14 protein-coding genes are annotated in these 17,067 nt (G+C 66.5%); 5 read left to right on the top strand and 9 right to left on the bottom strand.

Going from position 1 to position 17,067, the window contains the following annotated elements:
- Positions 1-31: 31 nt before the first annotated feature.
- Positions 32-865, bottom strand: coding sequence for a universal stress protein (locus tag QX124_RS29310; protein WP_315737146.1), 834 nt, complete (start codon positions 863-865; stop codon positions 32-34).
- A gap of 271 nt (positions 866-1,136) precedes the next feature.
- On the opposite strand from QX124_RS29310, the gene fixL reads away from it, so the two are divergent.
- The 4 genes from fixL to QX124_RS29290 all read left to right on the top strand — a co-directional run bounded on the left by fixL (position 1,137) and on the right by QX124_RS29290 (position 4,545).
- The gene (gene fixL, locus QX124_RS29305; protein WP_409997770.1) at positions 1,137-2,648 is read left to right on the top strand and encodes a sensor protein FixL; all 1,512 of its coding nucleotides are present in this window, start codon (positions 1,137-1,139) and stop codon (positions 2,646-2,648) included.
- Positions 2,641-3,258: a response regulator FixJ gene (fixJ, locus tag QX124_RS29300; RefSeq protein WP_315772439.1), complete on the top strand. Its 618-nt coding sequence runs from the start codon at positions 2,641-2,643 to the stop codon at positions 3,256-3,258. Before fixL ends, fixJ begins: the two co-directional genes overlap by 8 nt.
- A 77-nt stretch (positions 3,259-3,335) precedes the next feature.
- Positions 3,336-3,740, top strand: a complete 405-nt coding sequence (locus QX124_RS29295) for a response regulator (RefSeq protein ID WP_315737144.1) — start codon at positions 3,336-3,338, stop codon at positions 3,738-3,740.
- 112 nt (positions 3,741-3,852) lie between these two features.
- Positions 3,853-4,545 (top strand): helix-turn-helix domain-containing protein, encoded by a 693-nt coding sequence (locus tag QX124_RS29290; RefSeq protein WP_315737706.1) that lies wholly within the window; start codon positions 3,853-3,855, stop codon positions 4,543-4,545.
- Positions 4,546-4,559: 14 nt separating this feature from the next.
- Here QX124_RS29290 and QX124_RS29285 read toward each other — a convergent pair whose 3' ends face one another.
- The 4 genes from QX124_RS29285 to QX124_RS29270 form a co-directional block, all read right to left on the bottom strand.
- Positions 4,560-5,882, bottom strand: coding sequence for an MFS transporter (locus QX124_RS29285; RefSeq protein WP_315799027.1), 1,323 nt, complete (start codon positions 5,880-5,882; stop codon positions 4,560-4,562).
- Positions 5,883-5,998: 116 nt separating this feature from the next.
- Positions 5,999-6,457, bottom strand: coding sequence for a PRC-barrel domain-containing protein (locus QX124_RS29280; RefSeq protein ID WP_315799026.1), 459 nt, complete (start codon positions 6,455-6,457; stop codon positions 5,999-6,001).
- 47 nt (positions 6,458-6,504) lie between these two features.
- Positions 6,505-8,706 carry an amylo-alpha-1,6-glucosidase gene (locus QX124_RS29275; RefSeq protein ID WP_315799025.1) on the bottom strand — a complete coding sequence of 734 codons (2,202 nt, stop codon included), beginning with the start codon at positions 8,704-8,706 and terminating at the stop codon, positions 6,505-6,507.
- 72 nt (positions 8,707-8,778) lie between these two features.
- Positions 8,779-10,542 (bottom strand): ABC transporter ATP-binding protein, encoded by a 1,764-nt coding sequence (locus QX124_RS29270; protein ID WP_315799024.1) that lies wholly within the window; start codon positions 10,540-10,542, stop codon positions 8,779-8,781.
- Positions 10,543-10,834: 292 nt separating this feature from the next.
- On the opposite strand from QX124_RS29270, the gene QX124_RS29265 reads away from it, so the two are divergent.
- Positions 10,835-11,905, top strand: coding sequence for a glycosyltransferase family 4 protein (locus tag QX124_RS29265; RefSeq protein WP_315799023.1), 1,071 nt, complete (start codon positions 10,835-10,837; stop codon positions 11,903-11,905).
- A gap of 44 nt (positions 11,906-11,949) precedes the next feature.
- Here QX124_RS29265 and QX124_RS29260 read toward each other — a convergent pair whose 3' ends face one another.
- From QX124_RS29260 to QX124_RS29245, 4 genes are all read right to left on the bottom strand, one after another.
- A complete protein-coding gene (locus QX124_RS29260; protein ID WP_315799022.1) occupies positions 11,950-13,893 on the bottom strand; it encodes an alkyl/aryl-sulfatase in 1,944 nt (647 codons plus the stop codon).
- Between the two features lie 82 nt (positions 13,894-13,975).
- Positions 13,976-15,241, bottom strand: a complete 1,266-nt coding sequence (locus QX124_RS29255) for an adenosylmethionine--8-amino-7-oxononanoate transaminase (RefSeq protein ID WP_315799021.1) — start codon at positions 15,239-15,241, stop codon at positions 13,976-13,978.
- A complete protein-coding gene (bioD, locus tag QX124_RS29250) occupies positions 15,238-15,870 on the bottom strand; it encodes a dethiobiotin synthase (protein WP_315799020.1) in 633 nt (210 codons plus the stop codon). Before bioD ends, QX124_RS29255 begins: the two co-directional genes overlap by 4 nt.
- Positions 15,867-17,012 carry an 8-amino-7-oxononanoate synthase gene (locus tag QX124_RS29245; protein ID WP_315799043.1) on the bottom strand — a complete coding sequence of 382 codons (1,146 nt, stop codon included), beginning with the start codon at positions 17,010-17,012 and terminating at the stop codon, positions 15,867-15,869. Before QX124_RS29245 ends, bioD begins: the two co-directional genes overlap by 4 nt.
- Positions 17,013-17,067: the final 55 nt, after the last annotated feature.

Genomic DNA, 17,067 nt, shown 5'->3' with positions numbered 1-17,067 from the left:
AATCCTGTTCTCGGATGGAGCGGGTCGAATTTCAGTGCGACAGCAGAACGCAACGCTCACTGCGCGTCATCAGATGCTCGGTAACCCCGCCGAGCACGAGCTCGCGGAACCGGGAATGGCCATAGGCGCCGGCCACCACGAGGCCTGCCGAAAGATCGGCAGCGACGGCGTCGAGCGTGGCCACAACGTTCCGTCCCTGCCCCGGCTCCGCGACGCGCGCCGATGCGACGATCTTGTGACGGCCGAGCCATGCGACCACGTCCGCAAGACGCGCTGCGCAGGCGTCATATTCCGAGGTGTTCTCCAGGATCTCGACGACCACGACGCCGCTCGCCTTGGCGAGCAGCGGCAGGGCATCGGTCAGGGCCCGGCGCGCCTCCGATGTCTCCTTCCAGGCCACCAGCACGGTCCCAAGATCGAGCGAACTGGCGTTGTCCGGCACCACGAGCAGCGGGCGCCCGGCCTGCATGACGAGATCCTTGGGATTGGCGACCGCGAACGCATCGGACATCCCGGGCGGCACGCTGCCGGTGACGAGAATGTCGGCGGCACGGGCCTGCGCCAGCACATGGCGCGCGGGAAAATCCACAGCGCCGCGCCAGCTCAACGACGCAGCCCGGTCACCAACGGCGGTGCGGAACTGCTGTTCGAGCTCGGCCAGTCGATTCCGCAGCGCGGCCTCGCCCTGCTCGATCAGATCCTGCGCCTGCTCGCCGGTCGTGAAGTAGAGCGGCGGCGCGAATTCCGCAGCCGCCACGCCGATGACGCCTGCGTCGAAGCGCGCCGCAAGGTCGGCCGCGACCTGAAGGCGGGCCTCATTCGGCTGACTGAGCGCAAGGCTCACCATCACAGTCGCGAACGTCATCCCGTCTCTCCAAACATTGCTTCCATGCAGCTCTTAGAGGTGAAATCACCTGCCGTGATGAGATAGATCAAGGTGCGGCGGTAAAGCACGGGCGGCAGGACACCGTTGGAACCCGGCCCACGATCGGAGAAAGCCTTGAATTGTCGAACCAAAGTTTAAGTCGGGCCGGGTTGCGGGGGCGCAATCTGGTATAGGATACCGCGGTGGTCGGCCTCCCGGCTGCGGCGATAACGGCGAATCGAACAACGGCGAATCGATCAAAGGCTTCGAATTGCGCGGCTTCACCCAACCCTTCCCGGATGCATCCGCCAGACCCGACGACGCTCGGACGCTGGGCTTCGGCGCGTGGGATCTCGATCTGGCGTCGGGCGAGTTCTACTGGTCGGTGACGACGCGGAAGCTGTTCGGCGTGGCGGCCGACGAGCCGGTGACCTACGGCTCCTTCCTGGCGCTGCTGGCGCCCGAGGATCGCGCGCCGGTTGAGGCGGCGATCGAGGATTCGCGCCGTCAGAGCACCGGGTTCGACATGTCGTTCAAGATGTCCGGCAGCGGCCACTGGATTCGCGTGCTTGCCGGCGTGGTCCCCGACGAGGCCGGCACACCGCACCGTCTGCGCGGCATCGCCCTCGACATCGACCAGGAGAAGCGGCTGGAGGAGACGCTGCGGCTGCGCGAGCAGCATTTCCGCTCGATCCTGGACACCGTGCCGGACGCGATGATCGTGATCGACGGCAGCGGTACGATCCAGTTCTTCAGCTCCGCAGCGGAGCGCATGTTCGGCCTCACCGAGGCGGAGGCGGTCGGCCTCGACGTCAGCGAATTGATGCCCGAGCCGGACCGCTCCCGCCATGCCGGCTACCTCACCCGCTACCACGCCAGCCGCGAGCGCCGTATCATCGGCATCGGCCGTATCGTGACCGGCCGCCGCCGCGACGGCACGACATTCCCGATGCATCTGTCGATCGGCGAGATGCAGTCCGGCGGCAAGCCCTATTTCACCGGCTTCGCCCATGATCTCACCGAGCATCAGCAGACCCAGGCGCGGCTGCGCGAATTGCAGTCGGAGCTGTTCCACGTGTCGCGCCTCAGCGCCATGGGCGAGATGGCCTCGGCGCTGGCGCATGAGCTGAACCAGCCGCTCGCCGCGATCAGCAATTACATGAAAGGCTCGCGCCGGCTGCTGGCCGGCAGCGGCGATCCGAACACGCCCAAGATCGAGAGCGCGATGGACCGCGCCGCCGAGCAGGCGATTCGCGCCGGCCAGATCATCCGCCGTCTGCGCGACTTCGTCTCGCGCGGCGAATCGGAGAAGCGGGTCGAGAGCCTGTCGAAGCTGATCGAGGAAGCCGGCGCGCTCGGCCTTTCCGGCGCCCGCGAGCAGAACGTCCAGTTGCGCTTCCAGCTCAATCCGGAGGCCGACCTCGTGCTGGCCGACCGGGTCCAGGTCCAGCAGGTCCTGGTCAATCTGTTCCGCAATGCGCTCGAGGCGATGTCTCATTCCGCCCGCCGCGAGCTCAGTGCGACAAATCGCAGACTCGGCGACGACTTGATCGAGGTCTCGGTCTCCGATACCGGAACGGGATTCCACGACGACGTCATGCCCAACCTCTTCAAGACCTTCTTCACCACCAAGGACACTGGAATGGGAGTCGGCCTCTCGATCAGCCGGTCCATCATCGAGGCCCACGGGGGGCGCATGTGGGCCGAGAACAACGAGGCGGGCGGAGCGACGTTCCGCTTCACCCTGCCGGCGGCCTCGACCAGGGTTGAGCACGATGGCTGAACGGGCCAAGGTCTATGTGATCGACGACGACGAGGCGATGCGGGATTCGCTCAACTTCCTGCTCGATTCATCAGGCTTCGACGTCACGCTGTTCGAGAACGCGGAGGTCTTCCTCGGCCGACTGCCGACGCTCCCTTTCGGCTGCGTCGTCTCGGACGTGCGGATGCCCGGCATCGACGGCATCGAGCTGCTCAAGCGCATGAAGGCCGCCGGCAGCAGCTTCCCGATCCTGGTGATGACCGGCCATGGCGACGTGCCGCTCGCGGTCGAGGCGATGAAGCTCGGCGCGGTCGATTTTCTGGAGAAGCCGTTCGAGGACGAGCGATTGGTTGCCATGATCGAAACGGCGATCCAGCAGGCCGAGCCGGCCGCGAAGAACGAATCGGTCACGCAGGACGTCCTGGCACGCGTCGCCAGCCTGAGCCCCCGGGAGCGGCAGGTGATGGATGGACTGATGGCCGGGCTCTCCAACAAGCTGATCGCGCGCGAATACGACATCAGTCCGCGCACCATCGAGGTCTACAGGGCCAACGTGATGACCAAGATGGGAGCGAACAGCCTCTCCGAGCTGGTGCGTCTGGCGATGCGCGCAGGCGCGCTGAAGGATTGAGCTAGATCAAGATACCTTGACAGAATCGAGTGTTATGTTGTGCCTCGGTTCAACATCACATTCTCGCGGCACGTGCGATGTCGGCTCACACAAAACTTACGGTCTACGTAGCCGACGACGATGCTGACGTCCTCGGCTCGCTGCGCTTCCTGCTGGAGGCTGACGGCTTCGACGTGCGCACGTTTCGCAGCGGCACCGCGCTGCTCAAGGCCTCCGACCACGCGCCCGTCGACTGCTTCGTGGTCGACTACAAGATGCCGGAGATCAACGGGGTCGAGCTCGCCGAACGGTTGCGCAAGCAGGGCGCCACCGCTCCGGTGGTGCTGATCACCGGCCACTACGATGACAGGCTTGCGGCGCGCGCGGCGGCCGTCGGGATCCAGGATTTCCTGCTCAAGCCGCTGCTCGACGACAATCTGGTGAAGCGGATCCGCAAAGCGATCGCCAACGACCATTCGGGTACCGCACAGCGCGTCTCCTGACCCGGCCGGCCTACGTATATCTACGTAAGGGGCCCCCCTTAAGATATCGCGCGAAATGTCCTTAACGGGAGCCGCCGTGTACCACATCGCCATCCGCCGCAAGGAGATGGTCATGCTCAATCAGTCGATTATCAATTCGGTCGTCAGCACCAACGTTCCCCACACCGTCCCCTCTCCTGCGGCCAATCCCTTTGCCGAGATCACCGGCCACACCGGGCTGATCGCCAGCGAGTTCTCGTACAAGAAGGACGAGGAGATCTATGGCGAGGACGAGCCGGCCGAGTACGTCTACCAGGTGATCTCCGGCGCGGTTCGCAGCTACAAGCTGCTCTCCGACGGCCGCCGCCAGATCGGCGCCTTCCATCTTCCCGGTGACGTTTTCGGCCTCGAATTCGGCTCCATGCACCGTCTCGCCGCCGAAGCCATCATCGACACCACCGTGCGCTTGGTGAAACGCCGCAGCCTCGAACAGGCCGCAGGCGTCGACGTCACGGTCGCCCGCAAGCTCTGGACCATGACGGCCGGTGATCTCCGCCATGCCGAGGACCACATGCTGCTGCTGGGCCGCAAGACCGCGATGGAGCGCGTCGCCACCTTCCTGCTCGAGATGGACCGCCGCCTCGCCGTCGCCGGCATGATGGCGCTGCCGATGTGCCGCCGCGATATCGGCGACTATCTCGGCCTGACCCTGGAGACCGTGTCGCGCGCGCTGTCGCAGTTGCACAGCCAGGGGGTTCTCGGCTTCTCCGGTGCCCGCCAGATCGTGCTGCGCAACCGCCAGCGCCTGCGCAGCATGGACGCCTGAGGCGCCCTGCCCGTTCACGCCCTGCGCCGGCGGTGCCCGGTCTCGGGCATCAGCAGCGCAATCAGAAGAAGACCTGTCAGCGCCACGCCCGACAGACCCATAAAGGCGGTGGCGCTGCCGTAGCGGTCGCTGGCGAAGCCGGCGACGACGGTGGACAGCGATCCGCCGATCCCCGACGCCGTCCCGACAATTCCCTGCGCCAGATTGAAGTGCCCGCTGCCGAAGGCGACGTCGGCCACCGTGAGTGGAATCATCACGGCGAAGACGGCCGCGGTGACGCCGTCGAAGATCTGCACCGCCACCAGCACGTAGGGATCGTGCACGACCGCGAACAGCGCGCCGCGCATCGCGAGCGCGGCAAACCCCAGCATCAGCAGCGGCCTGCGGCCCCATTGCTGCGCCACCGCGCCGACCGAGGGCGAGGTCAGCGCCACGATCGCCTGCGGCACCACGATGCAGAACGCGATCAGCATCGGCGCCCATTCGCTCGATTTCGTCGTCACCACGCCGGCCATCAGCGGCAGCATCGCCGCATTGGCGAGTTGCAGCAGGAACACGCCGAGCGCGAAGACGAGCAGCGCGCGCTGACGCAACAGGCCGAGCAGATTCGACAGCCGCGCGACCTCCTTGTCCTCGTGATCGGCCCGGCCGTGCGCCCGCGCGACGTCGATCTCGCGCTCGCGGATTCGCGACAACGCGATCAGCGTCGGAAAGGCGAGAATGAAGGTGACCAGGAACACGGCGCGGCTGGACAGCAGATAGCCGCAGGTGCCCATCACGGCCGCGGCCACGCCATTGCCGAGCGACGCGAACCGCGCATTGCGGCCGAGCCGCTCCGCCATGCCGCGCGGCCCGACCAGGCCGAGGCTGATCGCCGCGATCGCGGGTCCCAGCACGCAGCTCGCCGCCGCATGCAACGTTGCGGCAGCCGCGACCACGGGAAAGATCGGCCAAGCCGCATAGGCCAGCGCGCAGCCGCCGATGGCCGCGATGGCAAGGCCGGCGACGCGGCGCTCGGATCTGGCCGCATCGATGATCGCGCCGCCCGGCATCTGCCCGATCAGCCCGACGATGCCGCCGATCGACAGCACCAGGCCGATCTGCGTCTGCGTCCATTTCTGCGTCGTCAGATAGACCGCGATGAAGGGACCGAAGCCGGTCTGCACGTCGGCCAGGAAGAAGATGAACCAGTCTAGCCCGCGCAGGCTCTGCCGCGACGGCGCTGGTCTTGAAGTCTGGCCATGATCCTCCCCGGCATCCGGACGCGCACCCGCCTCTGCCGCGCCGTCAGGCACGGGCTCCCGGTCAGGCGATCTCGACGGCCGTGCAATCGGCATGGCTCTCACATCTCAACTCATCTCAACTCATCTCAACTCATGAGGCTGACGGGACAGAACATCCCCACCGTGTTCCGCTGCACGCGCAGGCCGGACCAGCAATCTCACGCATCAACTCAATGATCGAAATCCCAGGGAGACAGCTTGCCGGACGCGCCGAGCACCACGACGGGCTTGTCCTCCTTGTATTCGGGCGCGGCCTTCACCTGCTCCTTGGTGAGGTCGAGCGTGACCTGGTCGCTCTTCTCGGCGATGTGCTTGAAATCGAGCGCGGTCCAGTCGACCACGATCTTGCGGCTGCCGACGCCGAGGAAGCCGCCGAAATCGATCACCGCGGCGCGCACCGTGCCGGTGAGATCGACGATGACGTCGACGATGTGGCCCATGTCCTCGCCGGTCGAGCTGCGCACGTCGCGACCGAGCACGCCATGCGCATCGCGCGCGCCGAGGATCGTGACCGAAGGGGGTGGTGCCGGCTCTTTCGCGGACGCCGCCGCATCCTTGGCAGGCGGTGTCGGCGACGGCTGCTGCGCATGCCCATGAGTCGCATGCAGACCGATCAGCAGCGGCAGCATGAGGAGGCAGCTGCGAGCAGCTCGGCGGAGGGCGCGTTTCAGCGTCATCATTGCGCCAGCACCAGCGAGACCTGGATCTGACCGCGCCGCCGCAGCACCTCCATGGAGATGTCCTCGCCATGGCGGCGAATCCGCAGGTCGATCGTCGAGTTGCCGAGCCTGAGATCGCGCAGCACCACCCAGTCCAGGAACGCCGGCAGCCGCGGATTGCGCAGGCGGATCTCGCCGCGCGCGGCGTCGAACTCGAGCCCGAGCGCCGCCTCGAGCAAGGTGAACGGCGTCGCACTCGCCCAGGCCTGCGGCGCGCAGGCCACCGGATAGAGCGTCGGGCCCCGATGCTTCTCGCGCCGGAAGCCGCAGAACAGCTCCGGCAGCCGGCGCAGATCCATGTAGGACGCTGCTTCGAACAGGCCGCCGAACACCTGCTCGACCGCATGCTTCAGGCCATAACGCGACAGGCCGAGCGCAATCAGCGCATTGTCGTGCGGCCAGATCGATCCGTCGTGATAGGACATCGGATTGTAGCGCGGCTCGCCGCAGGCGACGGTGCGGATGCCCCAGCCCGAGAAGAAATGCGGCCGCAGCAGTTCGGCGGCAAGCTTGCGGGCGCGATCCTCGCGCACCATGCCGCTGAACAGCAGCTGCCCAGCGTTGGACGTCCGGACGCGGCAGGGCTGCTTGTGGCCGTCGAGCGCGAGCGCATAGGTGTTCAGATCCTCGCACCAGAAGGCGTCCTCGAACCGTTCCGCGAGATCCGCGGCCTCGGCTTGGAGCCGGTCCGCCATCTCGGCCTTGCCGAGCCGACGGGCGCAACGCGCCGCCAGCTGCTTGCCGGCAAAGACATAGCCCTGCACCTCCGCAAGCGCGATGTAACCTTCCGCGAGACGTCCATCGGCATGGAACACCGCGTCGTAGGAGTCCTTCCAGCCCTGGTTGGCGAGACCCTGCTCGGAGGCGCGTTGATATTCCACGAAGCCATCGCGATCGGGATCGCCGGGGCCGTCGATCCAGCGCAACGCCAGCTCGATCGCCGGCCATAGCTCCCTCAGGGTGTCGATGTCGCCGGTGCGCTCGATATAGAGGCCGGCGAGCAGCACGAACAGCGGCGTGGAATCGACGCTGCCATAATAGCATCCGAACGGCACCTCACGCAGCGCCGCCATCTCGCCGCCGCGCATCTCGTGCAGGATCTTGCCGGGCTCGGCATCGGACAGCGGATCGGTCGTGCGCGCCTGATGCACGGCGAGCCGGCGCAGGACGCCGCGGGCAATGCGCGGATCGACCCACAGCATCTGCAGCGCGGTGATCAGCCCGTCGCGACCGAATGTCGTCGAATACCAGGGAATGCCGGCATAGGGATAACGCCCCTCCGGCGTATCCGTCATCAGGATGTTCAGATCGGCCGCTGCCTGGCACAGCACCTCGTTGAGGATGTCGTTGGAGGTCTCGATGCTGGCGGCGCCAACGGTGCATCGGCGCATCTCTCGGCGATGGGCGAGCAGGCTGCGGAAGAAGCGCCGGGGCCGCTCGCCGGCCTTGGCGTTGCACATCACGGCCACGAACAGCGAGGCCGATTCCTGCGGGGCAAGATCGAAATGATAGGTTGCGGCATTGACGGTGAGATGCGTCGGACGCGGATCGAAGCTCACGTCGGTGGTGCGCAGGACGTTGTCCAGGCCGCGATAGCGCAGGACGACCTCGGACGGGTCCACCAGCCGGCTCGCGCTGATGCCGCGCCGCGGCCGCACGGTGCCTCGCACCTCGAAAACGTCGGCAAAATCATTGTCGAATGTCAGCTTGAGATCGAAGCTGGCCTGGCGATCGCCATGGTTCTGCAGCCCGATGCGCTGATAGGCCGTGCCATGCCACAGAAAGATCGTGCGCACGATGTGCAGCATATCCTTCGGCAGCACCAGGCGGCCCTGGCTGTAGATGTCGGGATTGGTGAGATCGACGGTCAGCGCGGAGTTGTCGTCGCGCAGGCTCGAGCCGAGCAGCAGGGGCTGAACGTCGTCCAGCGTCAATTCGAGCCGCGCGAGATAGCGCGTATCAGCGTTGAAGAGACCGTCCGGTCCGCCGGCCGAGGCGCCGATGTCGCCGTGGCCGTCGAGGACGATAAACGTATCGTCGTGCTTGAGCGAGCGCCGCGGCCGGGACGCCGGCCCCGTCATGGGAATGTAGAACGGCTGCTCCGCGGGCTCGTCCGTCTGGGTGATCGACGACAGTGTGCTTGCGACTTCGGCGGACATGTTGGCCTCATGCGATGTTGAAGTGCCCAGACAACCGAGAGTGCACGTTCTCGACGCGACCCGACGCTACGATCAGGCGGCGAACTTGGCGAGCCGGTTCATCTCCTGGGTCACGAGATCCCGATACGGGCCCTCGTCCTGCATCAGCCGGTCGGGCGCGCCGTCCTCGATGATCCTGCCCGATTTCAGCACCACCACGCGGTCAAAATTCCGCAAGGTCGCGAGCCGATGCGCGATCGCGATGACGGTGCGGCCGCGCATCAGCCGACTCAACGCCTCGCGGATGGCCTCCTCGGACTCGCTGTCGAGCGCAGCCGTGGCCTCGTCGAGCAGCAGGATCGGCGCGTCCTTGAGGAACGCCCGCGCGATCGCGATGCGCTGGCGCTGCCCGCCCGACAGCTTGACGCCGCGATCCCCGACCATCGTTTGCAGTCCTTCCGGCAGTGTCTCGACGAAGTCGCAGCGCGCCGCGATCGCCGCCCGCAACACCTCGTCGTCGGTCGCACTCGGACGTCCGTAGCGAATGTTCTCCAGAATGGAGCGATGGAACAGCGAGATGTCCTGCGGAACCACCGAGATCGCCTCACGCAGGCTCTGCTGGGTGACCTTGGCGATGTCCTGACCATCGATCCTGATGTGCCCGGCTTGCGGATCATAGAACCGTTGCAGCAGCGTGAACAGGCTCGACTTGCCGCCGCCGGACTGTCCGACCAGGCCCACGCGCTGGCCCGGCTGCAGACGCAGCGTGAAATTGTCGAACAGCTTGTCGCCGCCTGGATAGTGGAAGGTGATGTTGTCGAAGGCGATGGCCGCACCGCTCTTGACCAGCGGCTCGGCCTCGGGGTGATCGCGCAGCTCGTGCGGCTGCAGCAGAGTCGCGATCGCCTCGCTCATGCGCGCCACATGCTGGGTGACGTCGACCAGCGCCACCGCCAGATCGCGCGTCGCGTTGAGAATGCAGAGGCCGAGCGTGCAGACCAGCACGACGTCGCCCGTCGTCGCCCCGCCCCGCTGCCACAGCGAGATCGCCCAAGCCATCAGCGCGACCGTCAGCACGATCGTGACCGTCGCGTGCAGAATGCGCAGCTTCTCGAGGTAGCGAAGACTGCGCCCGCGCGCCTCCAGCTCCCTGTCGACCGTCGCATCGAATCGGTCATGCTCGTGGCGCAGGCCGCAGAACGCGCGCACCAGCGGCATGTTCGAGATCACGTCGACCATCTCGCCGTCGACCATGGCCGCCTTGTCGGCGAAATCGTCATGCAGCGGCTTGCCGGCTGCCGCCAGACGGAACATCGCCGCCACCATCATCGCCGCGATCAGCAGCAGGCCGATGGCCATCGGGCCGCTCACGGTTCCGATCAGACAGATCGCCGCGACGGTGGCGAGGCATGGCGGCAAGACGTTCCAGACGAACATGTTCTCGACGGTGAACACGGCGTTCGACGTCGCCGTGATGCGGCTCGACAACATGCCGGGCAAACGGTCGCCGAAATAGCTCGGCGAATGCCCGGTGAGATGACGGAAGATGTCGCGCCGGAGATCTCCGGTGACACGGACGAAGGTGAAGCTCGCGATCCAGCTGGCGACGCGCCACAGAATGTTGTCGGTCGCGATCAGCGCCATCAGCAGCACGAACGCGGCCCAGACGTTGCCGCCCCCCGCAGGCCCGGCGGAGAGGCTGTCGACGAGGGATTTCACGCCATATTGCGTGCCTACCGAACAGGCAACCGCACCGATGACGGCCATCAGGACGACGAGATGGGCGGTGGGACGCTTGCGCAGATAGCGCATCACGAAGGGAAAGGGTCGGTGCGCGTAGCCTGAAAGCTGATCCATGGTCTTCCCCTTGATGAGCGAGGTCGTGGCGACACCTGATGGGGCCAGATGAACGATGAACCATTTCTCCGGTTCCGTGCGCCTTCGCAGCGCAACCCTGCCCTCCGGTGATGCCGCGGCGGGCAGCGTTGGAGAGCGGGGATGGCATCAATGAGACGGCGCGGAACACGTTGTGTCGAAGAAAGAGTGATCGCGTGAATGGAACTTCGCACATGCGACAACGTTCCCGCTGTGGCAGTGCCGGCGCCATTGGGGATTCATCCATGATCGGTCACGAACAGGAGACGACGAGATGCGCATTGCGCAAATAGCTCCATTGACGGAGGCCGTGCCTCCGAAGCTCTACGGCGGCACTGAGCGGGTCGTTCATTGGTTGACCGAAGAGCTCGTTGCCCTCGGACACGACGTCACCCTGTTCGCCAGCGGCGATTCTCAGACCTCGGCGAAGCTCTCTCCGACATGGCCGAAAGCTCTGCGCCTCGACGGATCGGTGAGGGATCCAAACGCGCTGCACATGGTGATGCTCGAAAACGTCCGGCAGCAATGCGACGACGAACAGTTCGACATTCTGCACTTCCACCTCGACTACTACCCGTTCTCCCTGTTCCACCGGCAACCCACACCGTTCCTGACCTCCTTGCACGGCAGGCTCGATCTTCCGGAGCACCAGCCGGTGTTCTCGGTCTTCAAGGATGTTCCCGTCGTCTCGATCTCGGACTCGCAGCGCCGGCCAGTGCCGAATGCGAACTGGGTGCGCACCGTGCTGCATGGACTGCCCGCAACGCTCCTGATGCCCAAGCCGGTGACGCCGAGCTATCTCGCCGTGCTCGGACGCATCGCCCCGGAAAAGGGTGTCGACCGTGCCATCAAGATCGCCATGCGCTGCGGGATTCCGCTGAAGATCGCGGCCAAGGTCGATCGAACTGACCAAGATTATTACGAACAGACGATCCGTCCCTTGATCCACGACAATCCGCTCGTCGAGTTCATTGGCGAGATCGGCGATCGTGAGAAGCCGGAGTTCCTGTCTGGCGCGCTCGGACTGCTGTTGCCGATCGATTGGCCGGAGCCGTTCGGCCTCGTGATGATCGAAGCGATGGCCTGCGGCACGCCCGTGATCGCCTACAACCGCGGCTCGGTTCCAGAAGTGATCGACGACGGCGTGACCGGCTTCATCGTCGAGGACGAGCTCAGCGCGGTCGCGGCCGTCAATCGCCTGCCCGACCTGAGCCGCGCCCGCGTGCGCGAGCAGTTCGAGCGCCGCTTCACCGCGCGCCGCATGGCGCTCGATTATCTCGCCGCGTATCGCAGCCTGATCGACATCGCGAAGCCGCGCATCCGGCTGGTCAGCAGCGCCGAATAGCACGAGGAGGCCGGGCAAGTCGGCAGCCCGGCCTCCGCCTCAACTCAGGTCACGGCGCCCCGTTTCGGCTCGACGATCTCGAACATGCGCGGGAACTCATCCATCAGCGACATCAGCTCGGCCAGCCGCATCGGATTGCCCGCGAAGCTGATCTTTCCGGCGGCGACCGCTTCCGGAAAGCTCGTGGCCTTGGCAATGACCGCATCGAGCGTCGAACGCGCCAGCGTGAACCCCGCATCGGCGGTCGACGCCTGCACGCCGACCGCATAGGTCAGCGCACAATTCTGCAAGGTGAGCACGAAGCGCTCGCCGGTGTCGGTGAACGTCCAGTTCAGCACGATGTGCTTGCCCTCCGCCTTGGGCCCGTTCAGCCTGACCCCGAGCACGTCCCATAGCTGCTCGGTGCGCAGCGCCGCCAGCGTCTCGCGCGGCAGGCCGGGCCGGGCCGGAACCTCCGGCATACCCTGGCGCAGCTCCTGCGCGCCGAACAGATAGGCATTGCGCCAGGTCGCACTCTCGGCGGCATAGCCGAGCTGCTCCAGCGTGTCGGCCAGCAGCGCGCGCGCCTCGGCATTGTCCGGCTCGGCGAAGACGAGATGACCCACGGCCTGCGCGACGAAGCGGAATTCGCCGTTGGCAAAGTCCGCGCTCGCCCGCGCCAGCAGCGCCTCGGCCCCGCCCATATAGGAGACGTATTTCCGGCCGGCCTCGACCGGCGGCAGCGGATCGAGATTGACCGGATTGGCATCATACCAGCCGAGATATTTCTGGTAGATCGCCTTCACGTTGTGGCGGATGTGGCCGTAATAGCCGCGCGCATGCCATGCCCCTTCGAGGCTCCGGGGCAGCCTGATCTGCTCGGCGATCTCGCTTGCGGTCAGGCCATGATTCATCAGCCGCACCGTCTGGTCGTGGGCAAACTTGTAGAGGTCGCGCTGCTCGCGGATCATGCCATCGACACGGCTCGCGCCCCATATCGGCCAATGATGCTGGCCGCACATCACCTCCGCCTTGCTGCCCCACAGTTGCAGCGCCTCGCCGAGATATTTCGACCACGCCAGCGCGTCGCGCACGTCGGCGCCGCGAAACGGCAGCAGGTTGTGGAAGTTGTGCGTGCAGTTCTCCGCGAGGTTCAGGAGCCCGTAGCGCGGCACGAAGAAATGCATCTCCGCCGGCGCCTCGCTGTTCGGCGCCATCTGGAATTCGAAGGTGAGACCGTCGATGACCCGGGTGTCCCCGGTCGCCATGATCAGGTCGGTCGGCCGCAGCAGCGCAACGGCCCCCGCCGCCATGGTCTTGCCGAGGCCACAATCGACATGGCCCTTCGGACCCTTCGCGAGCAGCGGCCCGAACTGATATTGCGCCCGGCGCAGCATCGCGGGGCCGGCGATGATGTTCTCGGAGACCGCATGCTCGATGAACAGGTTCGGCGCGATCAGCGGCACGCGGCCGCTGGCCAGGGCATCGTCGTCGACCACGCCGCGTGCGCCGCCCCAATGATCGGTGTGGGTATGCGTGAACATCACCGCCGTGACCGGCCTGACGCCGCGGTGCTGGTAGTACAGCTCCAATGCAGCCTGCGCGCCCTCGATCGAGGTCAGCGTGTCGACCACGATCACGCCGGTGTCCCCCTCGATCAGCGTCATATTGGCGATGTCGAGCCCACGCACCTGGTAGACGCCGGGCACGACCTCGAACAGGCCGTGATGCATGTTGAGCTTCGCCTGCCGCCACAGACTGGGATTGACGGTCGGCGGCGCCTGCTCCGCATCAAGGAAGCCGTAAGGCGCGAGGCTCCAGACGGTGCGCCCCTGCGCCGTCGCCACCTTGGCCTGATCGATCGTGCCGAGAAAGCCGCGCGCGGCATCATCGAAATCGGCGGTGTCGCCGAACGGCAGCGCCTCCAGCAAAGCCTGCTGCGCTGCGCTCACGGCTGCGCTGGCCTCCTTGCACTCCTTGGTGCCATCTCCGCTGACCGGCGCGTTCATGACCGCTTCCTCCGCAACGACGTTGGCACGATGCTAGTGCGCGGGATCGCGGAGCGCAAATCGCGGTCCGCAGAACAGCCCCTCAGAGCACGTGATCGACGGCCTCGTCGATGGCGGCATAGACCGTCTCGACGTCCCCGGCGGTGACGCAGTAAGGCGGCATGACGTAGATCGTGTGGCCAAGCGGACGCAGCAGGACGTCGCGGTCGCGAAAGAAGGCTTGCAGCTTGGGGCCGACCTCGGCGAGGTAGCCGGGCTCGTCGGCGTGGAGATCGAGCGCGGTGATGGTGCCGCAGCGTCGCAGGTCGGCAAATCGCTCGTCGTAACGCAAGCGGTCGAGGCAGCGCTCCTGCGCGGCCGCGACGGCGGCGATCCGGGCGCGCGTCTGCGGCTGCCGCAACAGCTCGAGATTGGCGCTCGCCGCCGCGCAGGCGATCGGATTGGCGGTGTAGGAGCTGGAGTGAAAGAACGTGCAGGCGCGGTCGGTCGAATAGTGCGCCTCGAAGATGGCGGGACTGCACAGCGTAACCGCAAGCGGCATCGCGCCTCCAGTCAGTCCTTTAGCGTAGCAGGCGATATCGGGGGCGATGTCCGCCTGCTCGCAGGCGAACAACGTGCCGGTGCGGCCCCAGCCGGTCATCACCTCGTCGGCGATGAACAGCACGCCAAACGCCTTGCAGATCCGGTGCATCTCGCGCAGCACCGCGGCCGGATACATCAGCATGCCGCCGGCGCCGAGCACCAAGGGCTCGACGATGAAGGCGGCCGGCCGGTCCTTCTCGCAAAATGTAGCGAGCGCATCCAGAGTCGCCTGTTCCCTGCCTTGCGCTGGAAACGGGACGACGGCGACGTCGAACAGCAGCGGCTCATAGGCCGCATTGAACACGCCGCGCGCGCCGACCGACATCGCGCCGATGGTGTCGCCGTGATAGGAATGCTGCATCACCACGATGCGTGTGCGCGACTCGCCGATGTTCCTGAAATAGCCGAGCGCCATCTTCAGCGCGACCTCGACGCTGGTGGCGCCGCTGTCGGAGAAGAACACGTGCGTGAGGCTCGGCGGCACCAGCGCGAGCAGCCCGGCGGCAACCTGCTCGGCCGGCTCATGGGTATGACCGGCGAAGATGACCTGATCCAGCCGCTCGGCCTGATCCTGGATCGCGCGCACGATATGCGGATGGCAATGGCCGTGCGTGACCACCCACCAGGACGCGATCGCATCGATGATCCGCCTGCCGTCGGCGGTGAAGAGATAGGCGCCCTCGCCGCGCGCGACCGGTGTCATCTCGGGCTGGAGGGCGTGCTGCGTGAAGGGATGCCAGATCGGCGAGGCTGCGTTGCGCGTCATCCTTCGAAATCCGTGCGCTGGAATTGAGTACCGAACACGTGCTGCAGCGATCGCGCCGTCAGCGGCGTGACCCAGGGCAACCGGCCGAGGCGCCTCACCTCGCCGAACCGGCAGATCGTATCTTCGTTGTCGTCGTGGCCGTCGCCGATGAAGGCGATGCCGAGCACGTCGATGCCGCGACTGCGCAGCGCCGCCAGCGACAGCAGCGAGTGATTGATCGTGCCGAGACTGGTGCGCGCGCAGAGCACGACCGGGAGCTGCCATTGCGCGAAGACATCGAGATAGAGCGTTCCGGAATCGAGCGGCACCATGACGCCGCCGGCTCCCTCGATCACGACAGGCCGGCCGGCGGCCCGCGGAGGACGGAGGCGGAGCGGATCGATGCTGATGCCCGCGAGGCGCGCCGCGCGATGCGGCGAGGCCGGCTCGGCCAGCCGATAGGCTTCGGGCAGCACGCGGTCGTCGCCGAGCTCGGCGAGCCGCTGGACGCAGCGGGCATCCGTCTCCTCGGCAAGGCCGGCCTGGACCGGCTTCCAATAGCAGGCACCGAGCAGCGCCGTGAGGCCGGCGGCGAACACCGTCTTGCCGATCCCGGTGTCGGTCCCGGTGACCACGATGCGCAGCGTCATGGCCGCAGCCCTCCGATCTCGTCGGCGAGCGCATCGAGCAGCGCCGCGATGGCCGCCTCGTCGATATTCAAGGTCAGCGACAGCCTGAGCCGCGCCGTGCCCGGCGGCACCGTCGGCGGGCGGATGCCGCGGACGTCGAAGCCCCGCGCCTGCAGCGCTGCAGCCAGGTTCATCGCGCGCGCATTGTTACCGACGATGCAGGGAATGATCTGCGACGGCGACCAGCTTTCACCGAAGCGCGCGGCGATCGCGCCATGGGCGAAGACAACGAGCTGCGCCAGCCTCCGCTGCCGCTCCGGCTCTTCTCGCAGGATCGCAAGCGCTTCCGTCACCGCCACCGCCATCAGCGGCGACGGCGCCGTGCTGAAGACGAAGGGGCGGCAGCGATTGATCAGCGTGTCGCACAGCACGCGGCTTGCGGTGACCAGCGCGCCGGCGGCGCCCAACGACTTGCCGCAGGTGTGAACGGTCACGATGCTCTCGCGTCCCTCGTAGGCCGCGGCAAGACCGCGGCCCTGCGCGCCGTGGACCCCGGTCGCATGGGCCTCGTCGATCAGCAGAAAGGCATCGTGGCGCTCGGCGATCGCGATCAAATCCGCCAGCGGCGCGAGATCGCCGTCCATGCTGTAGAGGCTTTCGACGACGATCCAGGGCCGGCCCACCCCGCCGCCCCTGCGCCAGATCAGGATCGCGTCCTCGGCCGACTGGGCGTTGTTGTGGATGAACTGGCACGTCTCGGCACGGCCGGCGCGCGCGCCTTCATGGGTGCTGGCATGAACCAGCGCATCGAGCACCAGCAGGTCGTCGCGCTGCGGCAGCGTGGTGAGCACGGCGAAGTTCGCCATGTAGCCGGAGCCGAAGAACAGCGCACTCTCGGCACCGAAGAAGCGCGCCGCTTCCGCCTCGAGCCATTCGTGCTCCTCGCAATTGCCTCGCAGCAGGCGCGAGCCGCCGGCACCGACCGGCGTGCCGGCCTCCATGGCCGCGGCGACCGCGCGCTTCATCCGCGGAGCCTGTGCGAGACCGAGATAGTCGTTGGAGGAGAAATCGAGACCGGCCCGTGGACTGAGGCGCCGCAACCGGTCATCGGCCGCGAGTCTCTGCAGACCGTCGGAATAGATCGCCAATCTGTCGGACGGCATAGACATGGCTCCGCTCTGTTTCGGTCAGCCGCAGGCGTGGACCGGCACGACAAGG

This window comes from Bradyrhizobium sp. SZCCHNRI3043 (assembly GCF_032377735.1).
GTDB lineage: Bacteria > Pseudomonadota > Alphaproteobacteria > Rhizobiales > Xanthobacteraceae > Bradyrhizobium.
Note: the sequence above shows the minus strand (reverse complement) of the source record. Positions and strands in the feature narration are given on the sequence as shown.

Excerpts from the sequence above, each read along its gene's own strand:
- QX124_RS29310 (WP_315737146.1), bottom strand. The coding sequence starts at position 865 with ATGACGTTCGCGACTGTGATGGTGAGCCTTGCGCTCAGTCAGCCGAAT.
- QX124_RS29245 (WP_315799043.1), bottom strand. The coding sequence starts at position 17,012 with ATGCCGTCCGACAGATTGGCGATCTATTCCGACGGTCTGCAGAGACTC.
- QX124_RS29290 (WP_315737706.1), top strand. The coding sequence starts at position 3,853 with ATGCTCAATCAGTCGATTATCAATTCGGTCGTCAGCACCAACGTTCCC.
- fixJ (WP_315772439.1), top strand. The coding sequence starts at position 2,641 with ATGGCTGAACGGGCCAAGGTCTATGTGATCGACGACGACGAGGCGATG.
- QX124_RS29265 (WP_315799023.1), top strand. The coding sequence starts at position 10,835 with ATGCGCATTGCGCAAATAGCTCCATTGACGGAGGCCGTGCCTCCGAAG.
- QX124_RS29280 (WP_315799026.1), bottom strand. The coding sequence starts at position 6,457 with ATGCTGCCGCTGCTGATCGGTCTGCATGCGACTCATGGGCATGCGCAG.
- QX124_RS29275 (WP_315799025.1), bottom strand. The coding sequence starts at position 8,706 with ATGTCCGCCGAAGTCGCAAGCACACTGTCGTCGATCACCCAGACGGAC.
- QX124_RS29255 (WP_315799021.1), bottom strand. The coding sequence starts at position 15,241 with ATGACGCGCAACGCAGCCTCGCCGATCTGGCATCCCTTCACGCAGCAC.
- QX124_RS29260 (WP_315799022.1), bottom strand. The coding sequence starts at position 13,893 with ATGAACGCGCCGGTCAGCGGAGATGGCACCAAGGAGTGCAAGGAGGCC.
- QX124_RS29295 (WP_315737144.1), top strand. The coding sequence starts at position 3,336 with ATGTCGGCTCACACAAAACTTACGGTCTACGTAGCCGACGACGATGCT.
- QX124_RS29270 (WP_315799024.1), bottom strand. The coding sequence starts at position 10,542 with ATGGATCAGCTTTCAGGCTACGCGCACCGACCCTTTCCCTTCGTGATG.
- QX124_RS29285 (WP_315799027.1), bottom strand. The coding sequence starts at position 5,882 with ATGCCGATTGCACGGCCGTCGAGATCGCCTGACCGGGAGCCCGTGCCT.
- bioD (WP_315799020.1), bottom strand. The coding sequence starts at position 15,870 with ATGACGCTGCGCATCGTGGTCACCGGGACCGACACCGGGATCGGCAAG.